General features: G+C 57.9%; 14 protein-coding genes. 10 read left to right on the top strand and 4 right to left on the bottom strand.

All coding sequences use genetic code 11. The features are described from left to right. Positions 1-17: 17 nt before the first annotated feature. The 4 genes from FMN52_RS14805 to FMN52_RS14790 all read left to right on the top strand — a co-directional run bounded on the left by FMN52_RS14805 (position 18) and on the right by FMN52_RS14790 (position 2,866). Positions 18-470: a hypothetical protein gene (locus FMN52_RS14805; protein ID WP_148609344.1), complete on the top strand. Its 453-nt coding sequence runs from the start codon at positions 18-20 to the stop codon at positions 468-470. A gap of 7 nt (positions 471-477) precedes the next feature. After that, positions 478-768: a SelT/SelW/SelH family protein gene (locus FMN52_RS14800; RefSeq protein WP_148609343.1), complete on the top strand. Its 291-nt coding sequence runs from the start codon at positions 478-480 to the stop codon at positions 766-768. A 105-nt stretch (positions 769-873) separates the two neighbouring features. After that, positions 874-1,974 (top strand): NADH:flavin oxidoreductase, encoded by a 1,101-nt coding sequence (locus FMN52_RS14795; RefSeq protein ID WP_148609342.1) that lies wholly within the window; start codon positions 874-876, stop codon positions 1,972-1,974. 106 nt (positions 1,975-2,080) lie between these two features. Continuing rightward, positions 2,081-2,866: a ZIP family metal transporter gene (locus tag FMN52_RS14790; RefSeq protein ID WP_148609341.1), complete on the top strand. Its 786-nt coding sequence runs from the start codon at positions 2,081-2,083 to the stop codon at positions 2,864-2,866. Here the strand turns inward: FMN52_RS14790 and FMN52_RS14785 are convergent. Further along, positions 2,853-3,761: a LysR family transcriptional regulator gene (locus FMN52_RS14785; RefSeq protein WP_148609340.1), complete on the bottom strand. Its 909-nt coding sequence runs from the start codon at positions 3,759-3,761 to the stop codon at positions 2,853-2,855. The genes FMN52_RS14790 and FMN52_RS14785 overlap by 14 nt on opposite strands. 188 nt (positions 3,762-3,949) lie before the next feature. On the opposite strand from FMN52_RS14785, the gene FMN52_RS14780 reads away from it, so the two are divergent. From FMN52_RS14780 to FMN52_RS14770, 3 genes are all read left to right on the top strand, one after another. Then, positions 3,950-5,461, top strand: a complete 1,512-nt coding sequence (locus FMN52_RS14780; RefSeq protein WP_148609339.1) for a CoA-acylating methylmalonate-semialdehyde dehydrogenase — start codon at positions 3,950-3,952, stop codon at positions 5,459-5,461. 28 nt (positions 5,462-5,489) lie between these two features. Next, on the top strand, positions 5,490-7,160 hold the full coding sequence (locus FMN52_RS14775; RefSeq protein ID WP_148609338.1) for a GMC family oxidoreductase N-terminal domain-containing protein: 1,671 nt from the start codon (positions 5,490-5,492) through the stop codon (positions 7,158-7,160). A gap of 90 nt (positions 7,161-7,250) precedes the next feature. Then, positions 7,251-7,871, top strand: coding sequence for a LysE family translocator (locus tag FMN52_RS14770; RefSeq protein WP_148609337.1), 621 nt, complete (start codon positions 7,251-7,253; stop codon positions 7,869-7,871). Between the two features lie 5 nt (positions 7,872-7,876). Here FMN52_RS14770 and FMN52_RS14765 read toward each other — a convergent pair whose 3' ends face one another. Next, positions 7,877-8,548, bottom strand: coding sequence for an NAD(P)H-binding protein (locus FMN52_RS14765; protein WP_148609336.1), 672 nt, complete (start codon positions 8,546-8,548; stop codon positions 7,877-7,879). Between the two features lie 139 nt (positions 8,549-8,687). Between FMN52_RS14765 and FMN52_RS14760 the strand changes: the two genes are divergently transcribed. Next, a complete protein-coding gene (locus FMN52_RS14760; protein ID WP_148609335.1) occupies positions 8,688-9,479 on the top strand; it encodes a M48 family metallopeptidase in 792 nt (263 codons plus the stop codon). 69 nt (positions 9,480-9,548) lie between these two features. Then, positions 9,549-10,061, top strand: a complete 513-nt coding sequence (locus tag FMN52_RS14755; protein ID WP_148609334.1) for a DUF2244 domain-containing protein — start codon at positions 9,549-9,551, stop codon at positions 10,059-10,061. A 23-nt stretch (positions 10,062-10,084) separates the two neighbouring features. Here FMN52_RS14755 and FMN52_RS14750 read toward each other — a convergent pair whose 3' ends face one another. Both FMN52_RS14750 and FMN52_RS14745 read right to left on the bottom strand, forming a co-directional pair. Then, entirely contained in the window at positions 10,085-10,867 is a 783-nt protein-coding gene (locus FMN52_RS14750) for an ABC transporter substrate-binding protein (protein ID WP_148609333.1), read from the bottom strand. 210 nt (positions 10,868-11,077) lie between these two features. Next, positions 11,078-11,989, bottom strand: a complete 912-nt coding sequence (locus FMN52_RS14745; protein WP_148609332.1) for a YegS/Rv2252/BmrU family lipid kinase — start codon at positions 11,987-11,989, stop codon at positions 11,078-11,080. Between the two features lie 79 nt (positions 11,990-12,068). On the opposite strand from FMN52_RS14745, the gene FMN52_RS14740 reads away from it, so the two are divergent. Further along, positions 12,069-12,959, top strand: a complete 891-nt coding sequence (locus FMN52_RS14740) for a haloalkane dehalogenase (protein WP_148609331.1) — start codon at positions 12,069-12,071, stop codon at positions 12,957-12,959. The last annotated feature ends 6 nt before the right edge of the window (positions 12,960-12,965 follow it).

The raw sequence follows: 12,965 nt of genomic DNA, 5'->3' as shown, positions 1-12,965 counted from the left end.
TCAGCTGAGGAGATATCATGAAAAAGACTCTGATCGTGGTTTTAGGTTCACTGTTACTCTACGGGTGCCAGTCTTTGCCCTCCGCCGAGGAGGGCATTGAAACAGACGCCGTTTTCATCAGCGCCAGTCATTGCCTTAACGAATATCTGGATGATCTGGAGAAGGTGCATTATGGCCCCTGCCTCAAGGTGATCACCATCAACGGCGAAGAGCCGGATGTCAGGGAAGACGGCTTTATTGAACTGCCGATAGCTACAGCAATGACGATCGGTGTCAGCTGCGTTTATCGCCATGCCGACGGCTCCCCCATTCCGGCAACCATGGAAAACGCAGACTTCGCTGTAAAAGACAGCACCTTCGCTAAAGCCGGTAAACGCTGGTACCTCCATGCCCATAAACAGGCCCGTGGCGTTGTCGGCTGCGAGCCCACACTGTCGCAGTCGGTCTATCCCACCTATGACACGGAATGATTCTGCCATGAGCAACAAAATTGATATCCACTACTGCACCGGTTGCCGCTGGCTTCTGCGCTCGGCCTGGATGGCGCAGGAGCTGCTGACAACCTTTGAGGACGAGATCAGAGAGCTAAGCCTACACCCGGGTAACGGCGGCATTTTCGAGGTGTGGATCAATAACAAGCGGATCTGGTCCCGCAAGGAAGACGGCGGCTTCCCTGAGATCACTCAATTAAAGCAGCTGGTTCGGGACCAGGTGGCGCCGGAAAGGTCCCTCGGACACTCCGACAAAAAATCCGGCTCCTCAGAATGATCATTCAAAAATTCTGACAGGCTGAGTCGATATTCTTCGCTTTTAGAGATTGCTCTGCGCCCCGATAGTAGGTGCCCAACAATTCACTGACATGTGAGGGTATCTATGAGTGACCTGATGCAGCCCATCAAATTCAAATCTATCGAGGTACCTAACCGGTTCGCCCTGGCGCCGATGACCCGCACCAGCGCGGAATCAGATGGCACCCCAAATGCACTGATGGCAGATCATTACGAAGGCTACGCCAAAGGCGGCTTTGGTCTGGTAATTACTGAAGGAACCTATACCGATGACAAGGCAAGCCAGGGCTATGCCAATCAGCCCGGTATCATCAACAAGGTTCAGGTGGATGGCTGGAAAGCCATTGTCGATCGCGTGCATGCCGCAGGCAGCAAGATCATCGTTCAGTTGATGCACGCGGGCGCCCAGTTCCAGGCCAACCGTTTCACCGAACAACCGCAAGGCCCAAGCGAAGTTACACCCAAAGGCGCCCCGCTCGGTTTTTACGGCAACCAGACTGAGTGGCAAACCCCGAATGCCATGACCGAGGCAGACATTCAGGCGGCCGTTGACGGTTTCGCAAAATCCGCTGCCAATGCGAAAGCCGCCGGTTTCGACGGTATCGAGATTCACGGTGCCAATGGCTATCTGCTGAATCAGTTCCTGAGCACCTACTTTAACTGCCGCGAAGATGAGTATGGTGGCCCACTGGAAAACCGGCTACGCCTGGTGGTGGAAGTGGTCCGCGCGGTACGCGAGGCTGTCGGCGAAAACTTTACCGTAGGCATTCGACTGTCCCAAGGCACGGTAACCGATCCGGACTACCAACTGCCCGAAGGCGAATCCGGATTCCGCAAGATTGTCGAAGCAGTACGCGATGCCGGCGCGGATTTCGTCCACACCACCGACGGCGACGTTAACCGGAAGCACTTCATCAAGGGCGATCAGAGCCTGGCAAGCGTCGCGTCCAGCGTCACGGGCATCGAACTGATCCTCAATGGCAACATCGATGAAACCAATTGTCAGGACGTGGCCAATCAGTTCCCGGGAACCCTGCTTGCAGTGGGCAAGAAAGCCCTCGCAAATCCCGACTTTGTCCAACGCCTCAAAGACGGCAAGGAAATAGCAGACATCGACTTCGCCATGCTGCAGCCGAAGGCCACGATTACCAACGAACTGGCCTGGCGAAAACAGAACGCAGCCTGAACACCCAACTTGCCCGAGAAATATCGCCGGAGGCGACCGACAACGTTCCCTCCGGCGTTGCTATTTCAAGCTGCTATGCTGACACCACAACACAACAGGAGTACCCATGACCTCTGACATCAGTATTGTCTGGCTGGGCACGATTGCCAGTTTGCTAGCAGGGCTCGCCAGTGGTGTGGGCGCTCTGGGCGTGTTCCTTGTCCGAACCCTCACCCATAAACTGCAGGACGGAATGCTGGCCTCAGCAGCTGGTGTGATGTTGGCGGCTTCATTTTTCTCATTGTTGCTTCCTGGCCTGGAGTACGGTGAGCAGATTACCGGGCAGACCTGGACCGCGGCACTGATCGTCATTTTCGGCTTGCTCTCTGGTGCCGCCGCGCTCTATTTCGTGCACCAGAAACTGCCGCACCAGCATTTCGAACTGGGCCGCGAGGGTCCCGACGCATCCTATATTCGGGGCATCTGGCTTTTCATTGTCGCCATCACTCTCCACAATTTTCCCGAAGGCATGGCTGTGGGCGTCGGCTTTGCAGGCGGCGATGTGAATAACGGTTATGTGCTGGCCACAGGCATCGGGCTTCAGAACATTCCTGAGGGACTGGCCGTGGCGTTTTCACTGCTTGCTATCAACTACTCCCGGATCAAAGCCTTCGGCATTGCCCTGATGACCGGTCTGGCCGAGCCGCTGGGAGGCCTGTTCGGTGCCACCCTGGTGTGGCTGGCCGAACCCTTGATGCCCTGGACGCTCGGCTTCGCGGCGGGTGCCATGCTATTTATCATCAGCAACGAAATCATCCCCGAAACCCACCATCGGCAGTGGAAGATCATGTCCACTTTCTGTCTGATGGGTGGTTTTTCTGTGATGATGTTCCTGGATGCTACGCTGGGTTAGAAGTCCAGACGCCCGCCAGGGCTTCAAGAGCCTCTGCGATCAGGGGTTCGTCCTGCCGGTCACGTTGCCATATAAAGCTGAGCGCGCAGGGCAACTGAACCCCTTCAACAATCTCCAGGCCCGTCTCCTGCCGCTCCGCCATGGCCAACGCGTCCCTGGCCAGACTCAGGCCCACGCCGGCCCGAACCAGGTCCAGCATGCAGGCCTCCTGATCGACTTGGGCAACACCGTGGGGCATTAAACCCATTGGCTTCAGAATCCCTTTCAGCAGCCGATGATGAACGGAGTCTTCGGGTGTCACAATCCAGGGCATGGCCGCCAGATCCGACCACTGTGCAGATCGAATTCTCGGCCCCCACCCTGCCGGGGCAACTACATAATAATGAAATCGGGTCAGCTCACGATGAACGACATCGGGTGCCAGCGCCCCCGGCCCAACGCCGGGCGGCGCCAGGAAAAAACCGACGTCGAGACGGCCATCCCGGACCTGCTCCAATACGCTGCCACTCATCCCCTGCCGTAGCTCGGTTTCCAGCTGAGGTGCCCGTTCTACCAGCCGGTGCAGAAACGCGCCGAGACGGATGAATTCCGGATCCACAATGGTGCCAATTCGTAACCGCCCTCTCAGGGTGCTATGCAATGCCCGGGCGCTTTGCTCGAACGCCGCCATGGCTGCCAGGGCTTTTTCGGCCGCAGGCAAAAGGGCCTGACCATCCGGGGTCAGAACCAGCCCCTGAGGCCTGCGCAGAAACAGCTTCAATCCCAGCTCATCCTGCAATTGCTTGAGCTTCAGGCTGACGGCCGGCTGAGTCAGGTGAAGGCGAGTCGCAGCGCGGGAAACGCTGCCTTCCCGCGCGACGGTAACAAACGCCCGAAGGCTCTGGAGGGGATGCATATAGGACCTCGTCTGCGGAGCACTGATATAAGCTTACCTTATATCTGGCTTTTGAAAATCTCAATTGCTTTGCCCCATGATCACCCCTAACCTGTATGGTCAGTTATTACCCAACGCTCCCTTAAAGCCTGCAGGAGAGTTTATCCTGCCATTCACCACAGGCTAAATGCGACAAGACCGAGGCATCCATGACCAACGCAACCATTCAGCATTATATCAATGGCGAAATATCACCAGGCGCTTCCAGTCAGGTTCAGGACGTGTTCAACCCGGCCACGGGACAGGTAACCGGACAGGTTACTCTTGCCAACTGCGACGATGTGAATGCCGCTGTTGCTGCCGCCGATGCTGCGTTCCCGGCGTGGGCCGACACACCGCCCATCCGCCGGGCCCGGGTTATGTTCAAGTTTCTGGAGCTGTTGAACCAGCATAAGGATGACCTGGCCCGCGCCATCACCGCCGAACATGGCAAGGTCTTCACCGATGCCCAGGGGGAAGTGGCCCGGGGCATCGACATTGTCGAGTTTGCCTGTGGCATCCCCCAATTGCTCAAAGGCGATTACACCGAGCAGGTGAGCACGGGTATCGACAACTGGACGACCCGCCAGCCCCTGGGCGTGGTCGCCGGCGTCACCCCCTTCAACTTCCCGGCCATGGTGCCCATGTGGATGTTCCCGGTCGCCATCGCGGCGGGCAACACCTTTGTACTGAAGCCCAGCCCGCTGGACCCGAGCGCCTCTCTGATGATTGCCGACCTGCTGAAGCAGGCCGGCCTGCCCGATGGCGTATTCAACGTGGTTCAGGGCGACAAGGAAGCAGTAAACGCCCTGATCGAGCATCCGGACGTTCAGGCCCTCAGTTTTGTTGGCTCCACGCCGATTGCCAACCTGCTCTATGAGAAAGGTGCCAAACACGGCAAGCGCATTCAGGCCCTTGGCGGTGCTAAGAACCATATGGTGGTGATGCCGGACGCCGACCTCGACAAGGCGGTAGACGCATTGATCGGCGCCGCGTACGGCAGTGCCGGCGAACGCTGCATGGCCATCAGTGTGGCGGTTCTGGTTGGCGATGTGGCGGACAAGATTATGCCTCAACTGGCCGAACGGGCCCGCACCCTGAAGGTGAAGAACGGCGAACAGCTGGATGCCGAGATGGGTCCGATTGTTACCGCCGCCGCACACCAACGAATTACCGGCTACATTGAAAAGGGCGTCGCCGAAGGCGCCGAGCTGGTGGTCGATGGTCGCGAATTCGACGCATCAAACACCGGCGAAGGCTGTGCTGATGGCTTCTGGATGGGCGGTTCGCTGTTCGATCACGTCACGCCCGACATGACAATCTATCGTGAAGAAATCTTCGGTCCGGTTCTGGCCTGCGTTCGGGTACCGGATATCGCCACGGCCATTCGCCTGATCAATGATCACGAATTCGGCAACGGCGTCAGCTGCTTCACCGAGAGCGGCAGCGTGGCCCGGGAATTTGGCCGCCGGATCCAGATCGGCATGGTGGGGATTAACGTACCCATTCCCGTACCCATGGCCTGGCACGGATTTGGTGGCTGGAAGCGCTCCATGTTTGGTGACACCCACGCCTACGGCGAAGAGGGCGTAAAATTCTACACGCGCCAGAAATCCATCATGCAGCGCTGGTCCGACTCCATTGATGCCGGTGCGGAATTCGTTATGCCAACAGCCAAGTAACAACGGAACCAGCTGCGGAGAAAGTGCCATGTCCGACAACAACAACGCGACGGGACAGCAGGAATTCGACTACATCGTGGTGGGCGCCGGCACAGCCGGCTGCCTGCTCGCCAAACGCCTGAGTGAAAACCCGGATAACCGGGTTCTGCTCATCGAGGCAGGTGGACGGGACAACTATCACTGGATCCATATCCCGGTCGGTTATCTGTATTGCATCGACAACCCACGCACAGACTGGCGCTTCCGTACCGAGCCTGACCCTGGGCTGAACGGCCGCTCCCTCATCTACCCCCGGGGTAAAACCCTCGGGGGCTGTTCCAGCATCAACGGTATGCTCTACATTCGTGGTCAGGCCCGGGATTACGATCAGTGGGCCGAGATCACCGGTGAAAACGAGTGGAGCTGGGACAACTGCCTCCCAGACTTCATGCACCACGAGGATCATTACCGTCTGGACGACGACGGCGACGCCGACCCTGAGCACCACAAGTACCACGGCCACGGCGGTGAATGGCGGGTCGAACACCAGCGCCTGAAATGGAAAGTGCTGGAAGACTTTGCCACGGCTTGTGTTGAAGCTGGCATTCCGCGGACCCGGGATTTCAATCGGGGCGACAATGAGGGCGTGGACTACTTCGAGGTGAACCAACGCTCCGGCTGGCGATGGAACACCTCCAAAGCCTTTCTGCGGGAAGCGGAAAAACGACCCAATCTGACGCTCTGGCACTCAACTCAGGTGCTCGGCCTGGAAACAGAAACCTCTGATAACGGCCCCCGCTGCACGGGAGTCCGAGTCGATCGGCCCAACTTAGGGCAAACGACGGCTCGGGCAAAACGCGAAGTTATCCTTTCCGCCGGCGCTATTGGCTCCCCACAACTACTGCAACTCTCTGGAATCGGTCCCGCCGATCTTCTGAAAAAGCACGGAATTGATGTGGTTGCCGATCTGGCCGGCGTTGGTGAGAACCTGCAGGACCACCTGCAGATCCGCTCCGTGTACAAGGTGAAGGGAGTTACCACCCTGAATACTATGGCCAATTCGCTGATCGGCAAGGCCCGCATCGGACTGGAGTACCTGCTCACCCGCTCCGGCCCCATGAGCATGGCGCCTTCACAGCTTTGCCTGTTCACCCGCAGCTCCGAGGAGTACAAACACGCCAACATCGAATACCACGTTCAGCCTCTGAGCCTGGACGCATTCGGCCAACCGCTGCATAACTTCCCCGCCATCACCGCCAGTGTCTGCAATCTGAATCCAAGCAGCCGGGGTACCGTGCGCATTCGCAGTAACGATCCAACGCAGCCTCCGGCAATTTCCCCAAATTACCTGAGTACGCCGGAAGACCGCAAAGTCGCTGCAGACTCCTTGCGAGTGACCCGGCGAATCGCAGAGCAACCCGCTTTCATGCAGTACGAGCCAGAGGAATTCAAACCCGGCCTGGAGTACCAGACCGACGACGAGCTCGCCAAATTGGCGGGCGACATCGGCACCACGATTTTTCACCCGGTAGGCACCACCCGTATGGGGCGAGCCGATGATGAACAAGCAGTGGTGGACCCGCACCTGAGGGTACGAGGCGTGGCCGGCCTGCGCGTGGTGGATGCGGGCGTGATGCCAACCATCACCAGCGGCAATACCAACTCCCCAACCCTAATGATTGCCGAGAAGGCCGCCCGCTGGATTCTGGCGGGTGATTGAGCATTGAACTGATTGCAGTTTCCAGGTTTTTGCCGGCGGACAGGCTGCTAGAATCGGCAGCCTGTTTCATTTGCAAAGGAAGGCTCCACCATGACGCTCGCAACCTGGCTGACCGTGGTCACCATCTGCATTCTGGGTGCTATGTCGCCCGGACCCTCGCTGGCACTAGTGCTCAAGCAGACGCTTACCGGCGGTCGACGCAACGGCGTGATCACTGCCCTGTCCCATGGTATCGGTGTCGGTATCTACGCCTTTCTGAGCATCCTGGGACTGGCCGCCATCATCACCGCCTCCCCGGCCGCCTTTTCAATCCTGCAGTGGGGCGGCGCCTTCTACCTGGCCTGGCTGGGCGTGACAGGACTGATGGCAAAGCGGCAAACGGATGACGAACTGCCCGAGCCGCCCACCACCAAAAGTGCGGCCCGTGACGGTTTTCTGATTGCCTTCTTCAACCCGAAAATCGCGGTATTCTTCCTGGCCCTGTTCAGTCAGGTCGTAGGCACCGACACCAGCCTGATGGCCAAGTTCGGCTATGCCGCAACGGCTCTTGTCATCGATACCAGCTGGTATCTGATCGTTGCCTGGCTGTTCTCCAACCCGAAATGGCTGACCTTGCTCAGGAAAAACGCCGTCTGGTTCGAGCGTATCTTTGGCACCATTCTTCTGGGACTGGCCGGACGCCTGGTGTTCGGCATCCTGAACGGGAAATAACAGGTTCACTCCGCCAGTTGGATAATCTCGTCGTATTCGCGAATCTGGATCACCCGCTCGGCAACGGGTTCTGACGCCAGACGGCAGGCCTCATTGACCATGGCACTGGCCACCGTTTGCGCCTCAATACCGCGGTATTTGTCCAGGGGACCGATCAGCAGACGGTTGACCAGCGGCATCGCCTTGATGCCCAGAGCCTCGGCGGTGCGCTGTTCCTTCCGATCACCCAGCAACAGACTGGGGTGATAGATGGACAGGTAGGGGTAACCGAGATTTCTCAGGGCATCTTCAAGCTCGCCCTTCACCCGGTTATAGAAAATCGTCGACGAGGATGAGGCACCGATGGCAGACATCAGAATAAACGCCCGCACTCCATGGGAGCGGCCCAGCTCACCCGCTTTCAAGGGGTAGCCCAGATCCACCTTACGGAACTGATCCTGTGAGCCGGCCTTTTTGATGGTGGTGCCCAGGCAACAGATAATCACATCGACATCGAACAGTTCAGCATGCTCTTCCAACCGATCGAAATCGACTTCATGCTGTGCCAGTTTGTCGTGCAGTGTCGGCAGCTTGTGCCTCACCAGCGCCACCACCTGGGACACCTCATCCCTGCCCAGCACCCCCTGCAGCACCTTGCCACCGGTCAGACCGGTAGCACCCAGCAACATCACCTTCATAACAGTCTTTCCCTCGGAATTCTCTAAGCCCATCCTACCAAAGACCCGCAACAAACGCTGACGGGATGGCGTAAGTCTCCCCGACCGCGGATACTAACGATAAAATCAGAGCTTTACTTTACGGGTAACGGAGTCCTGCTTGAAATCGCTTTTACTCATCCTCGTAACTGTCACCTTCCTCACGGGCTGCCAGGAATCCCCCACCGGCCGGAACCGGCTGGCCCTGGTTCCCGACGCCGTTCTGGCGGACATGGGCCAGGACAGCTTCGAACAGATCAAACAGCAGAGTACCGTGATCACGAGGCCAGACGTCAACCGCCTGGTGCAGTGCATCACGGAAGCCCTGGTCAGCGCGGCCGATACACAGTATCCGGAGGCACCTATGCCCCAATCCTGGGAGGTTGCCGTCTTTGAAAACGCCACGCCCAATGCCTTTGCCCTTCCCGGCGGGAAAATCGGCGTGCATTCAGGGCTACTCCAGCTCGCGGAAAACCAGGCGCAGCTGGCCACGGTCATTGGCCATGAAATTGCCCATGTTCTTGCCGACCATGGAAATGAACGTTTAACCCAGGAACTGGGTCTGCAGGCGGGAATGCTGCTGGTGGGCCTGTTCACCGAAAGCGAAATCGCAGAAGGCCAGATTCAACAGGCTCTCGGCATCGGTGCCCAGTTGGGCATTACTCTGCCGTTTAGTCGTGCCCATGAGAAGGAAGCCGATTTGATGGGCCTGGAAATCATGGCCCGGGCCGGTTTTGAGCCGGGCCAGAGTGTTCGTCTCTGGCAGAATATGGCGCGGGCTTCGGGCGCACAGCCGCTGGAATTCCTCTCCACCCACCCGAACCACGATAGCCGCATCGCCTCCCTGCAAAATCAACTGGCAGTCGCCCGCCCGGTTTTCGAGACGGTTCCCCCGGCCAACTGCCAGATCTGAACCAGTCGCACTCACCGTATAATTGACTATCATCAAGTCTAGCGGCGCGTTAAAACTGAGGCAGATTCCATGGTGGAACGCTTGCCACATCCGGATGGTTTCCGGCTGGTCCTGACCCCCAACCGTTCCCTCAGCTGGCATGGCAATGTCAGGATCTGGGCGGCCCTGTTTGTGCTTTCAGCCCTCATAGCCACGGGCTTCACGCTTATGGGCGCTTGGGTGATCATCCCTTTTGCGGGGCTTGAGTTGATTGCGCTCGCCTGCGGTATCTACCTGACTTCCCGGGAGTGCCAGCGTCAGGAGGTGCTGTCCATCGACGATGACGACATTCATCTGGAGAAGGGCATAAAACACAAGCAGTCGGAATGGACCCTCCCGACCCGCTATGCGCGGCTCAGGATTGCCTCACCACCGCATCCGTTCACACCGGCGAAGCTTTCTCTCACCCATCGGGATACCGAGGTATCGATTGGCGCTTTCCTGAACATTGAGGATACCGAGAAGCTCATTGGCATGCTGGAGAAGAACGGGTTGCTGATCGAACGCAAAGAGCCCGATCCGCAGATCGGGCTCTGGTTCTGAGAATTCCGCCCATCCCTGATTGCTTACTCGTAGCTTGCTGCAATTCTTTCGATTTCTCCGGCCTCACGAGCCTCGTCAAGCGCCTGCTGGAGATCCTCGATCACGGCCGGATCGGTGTTGTTGCTGAACGCCAGATACATGGGCGTCTCCCGGAATACCAGCACCGGCTGCAGCCCGGTAATCCCGTGCTCTTCTTCTGCCATCAGGGGGCCAACCAGGCCGTCGGTCACCCACAGATCCGCCTGGCCCAGGGTAAGGCGACGGGTGTTTACATCACCGGAAATCCCCATCACCACGTTGAATCCCTGGTCAACCAGGTACTCCGACATCACATCGCCCTTGTAGCCGGCGATTCTCAGGTCTTTGGCCTCTTCCAGGGAGTCCAGAGTGATATCGGAATCTGGCGCGGCAAACAGCGTCCACTTGATAGACGCCAGAGGACCTACCCATTGAAACTGATCTTCCCGCTCGTCGGTGCGCGCGGTGCAGAACAGACCATGATTTTCCCGATCCTGCACCCAGTTGTAGGCGTAACTCCAGTCCCGCATTTTCATCACGTAGTCATAGTCGACCCGAGACAGCATTGCCTTGACCATATCCGCACAGATGCCGGTTATGTCGTCTTCGTTATGGGCAAACCCTTTTCCGGTTTCAGAGGCATTATAGGGAGGGTAGTTTTCCGTAAAGATATACAGACGCTCGGCCGCAAAAGCCGGGAGGCCAGTGGTCAACAGGATCAACGCGATGAAGCCGGTTTTAATGCCTTTGTTTAACTTCGAGGAGACCGATGCAGTTTCTGTGGGCATTCTCTAGTCCTTTTCGACGATTCAGCTGGAACGGAAGTCAGGCGGCCGCACTAGGTGGCCATAAACCAGGGATATGATTGCAAAAGCGACACATTGGCAGTTAATGTTAGCCATTGTGGTCGATTATGCCAGCAAAGCCCATGATTGCGTTTCCTGCCGGAAAAGTCAGTGACAAAACGTATCTGAAAACCGACCAACTTTTCGCGGAACTCAGACGACACCAGAGACACTGTCTCCGGCGCCAGCATCTGCAGCGGTGCTAACAACCCTCTCACCAATCACACGCAGGCAGCCGCGTTTACAGACTACGTTGAGAGGGGTTCTGGAGACCACATCACCGTCGGCCGTCACCGTTTTTGGTTTACCGGTGTGTACCAGGCAGCGTTGGCTCTTGATATGGACCAGGGTGCTGGTACGCCGCGGAGCCTGCCGGTTGAGCCGAACCATCAGAAACGTAAACAGTAGCTGAAGAATTGGGCGTGGCCGGACGGCGATAATATCCAGCTGGCCATCGCTGGCTGATGCCTCGGGAATCTCATTGCCACCACCAAAAAAAGCGCCACTGGCTACGGCGATGGAAAGCCACCGGCCCTTCACGACGCCCCGATCGCAACGAATGGTTGCCCTGAAGCCTCGTTTTGCTTTCAACCGGCGCAGTAATTGAACCACATAGCTGAATCGCCCGAAGATCTTTTTCTCGGCACCACGAGATTCCCGTGCAGGCAGGGTTCCCATCCCGATATGGGCAACGTTCAGAAAAATACCTTCGCCATAATCCGCGACATCCACCGTTTGCGTCAGGCCGCTGGCGATCAAATCACACAGCGCTCCCGGCTGGTGGGGAAGCCCAAGATTCCGTGAAAAGTCGTTGGCTGTGCCGGACGGCAGGACAGCCAGGGTGGCGCCCTTCTCCCGACAAACGGCTGCGGCCCGGCTCACCGAGCCGTCGCCGCCCGCGACAATAACCGTATCCTGGTCGCCGAGCTTTCCGCTCCAGTCGGGCTCTTCAAAGTCACGGCACTGGAGATCATGAATACCAGCAGATGCCAGATGCTCCAGCCAGAAGTCCCGACCCCGCTCACCATCTCCTGCCCTGGAGTTGCAAATCAACCAATAGGTCATTGCGCTTGTCTCTGCCCCCTCGCTCCAGCACAATTCTGACAACCATTCCCTCACAATAATGAACAACAAGGCAAGCGCGATGGACTTTGTCAGAACCCCGGAAAAACGCTTTGAAAGACTGCTGGACTATCCGTTTGAGCCCCACTATGTAGAGGTGGGCGGTCTGCGAATGCACTACGTGGATGAGGGTCCTTCCGAGGCAAGCCCCGTTCTGATGATGCATGGTGAACCTTCATGGTCCTACCTTTACCGCCATATGATTCCGGTATGTGCGGCGGCCGGCCACCGGGTTATCGCACCGGACCTGATCGGTTTCGGCAAGTCCGACAAGCCCACTGCCACTGACGACTATTCCTACCAACAGCACATGGACTGGATGCAGTCGTTCCTGGATCAGCTGGACCTGACCAACATTACCCTGGTTTGCCAGGATTGGGGGTCCCTCCTGGGGCTGCGGTTGGCGGCAGAAAATCCCGATCGGTTCCGGGCCATTGTGGTCGGCAACGGTATGCTGCCGACCGGCGATCAGAAAGCGCCACCGGCGTTCAAGATCTGGAAGAATTTCGCCCTGCACAGCCCCTGGTTCCCCATTGCGCGGATTATCAACACAGGCTCTTTCCGCAAGCTGGGGCCCGATGAAATACGGGCCTACGACGCCCCCTTCCCCGGCAAGAAATACAAAGCCGGCGCCCGGGCCTTCCCCAGACTGGTGCCGATGCACCCAGACGATCCCGCCAGTGAGGCTAACCGGAACGCCTGGGAAGTTCTCGAACACTGGGAAAAACCGTTTCTGACCACCTTCAGCAACGGCGATCCGATCACCCGGGGTGGGGATGCGTATATGCAGAAGCGGATTCCGGGCGCAAAAGACCAGCCCCACGTAACCCTCAAGGGTGGCCACTTTCTTCAGGAGGATTCGCCCGTGCCCTTCGCCCGGGCCATCAATGACCTGCTCGCTACCCTCTCCTGAGTGATG

Source organism: Marinobacter sp. BW6 (genome assembly GCF_008107725.1).
Taxonomy (GTDB): domain Bacteria; phylum Pseudomonadota; class Gammaproteobacteria; order Pseudomonadales; family Oleiphilaceae; genus Marinobacter.
This window is presented reverse-complemented; position numbering and strand designations above follow the sequence as displayed.

Excerpts from the sequence above, each read along its gene's own strand:
- FMN52_RS14805 (WP_148609344.1), top strand. The coding sequence starts at position 18 with ATGAAAAAGACTCTGATCGTGGTTTTAGGTTCACTGTTACTCTACGGG.
- FMN52_RS14800 (WP_148609343.1), top strand. The coding sequence starts at position 478 with ATGAGCAACAAAATTGATATCCACTACTGCACCGGTTGCCGCTGGCTT.
- FMN52_RS14795 (WP_148609342.1), top strand. The coding sequence starts at position 874 with ATGAGTGACCTGATGCAGCCCATCAAATTCAAATCTATCGAGGTACCT.
- FMN52_RS14790 (WP_148609341.1), top strand. The coding sequence starts at position 2,081 with ATGACCTCTGACATCAGTATTGTCTGGCTGGGCACGATTGCCAGTTTG.
- FMN52_RS14785 (WP_148609340.1), bottom strand. The coding sequence starts at position 3,761 with ATGCATCCCCTCCAGAGCCTTCGGGCGTTTGTTACCGTCGCGCGGGAA.
- FMN52_RS14780 (WP_148609339.1), top strand. The coding sequence starts at position 3,950 with ATGACCAACGCAACCATTCAGCATTATATCAATGGCGAAATATCACCA.
- FMN52_RS14775 (WP_148609338.1), top strand. The coding sequence starts at position 5,490 with ATGTCCGACAACAACAACGCGACGGGACAGCAGGAATTCGACTACATC.
- FMN52_RS14770 (WP_148609337.1), top strand. The coding sequence starts at position 7,251 with ATGACGCTCGCAACCTGGCTGACCGTGGTCACCATCTGCATTCTGGGT.
- FMN52_RS14765 (WP_148609336.1), bottom strand. The coding sequence starts at position 8,548 with ATGAAGGTGATGTTGCTGGGTGCTACCGGTCTGACCGGTGGCAAGGTG.
- FMN52_RS14755 (WP_148609334.1), top strand. The coding sequence starts at position 9,549 with ATGGTGGAACGCTTGCCACATCCGGATGGTTTCCGGCTGGTCCTGACC.
- FMN52_RS14750 (WP_148609333.1), bottom strand. The coding sequence starts at position 10,867 with ATGCCCACAGAAACTGCATCGGTCTCCTCGAAGTTAAACAAAGGCATT.
- FMN52_RS14745 (WP_148609332.1), bottom strand. The coding sequence starts at position 11,989 with ATGACCTATTGGTTGATTTGCAACTCCAGGGCAGGAGATGGTGAGCGG.
- FMN52_RS14740 (WP_148609331.1), top strand. The coding sequence starts at position 12,069 with ATGGACTTTGTCAGAACCCCGGAAAAACGCTTTGAAAGACTGCTGGAC.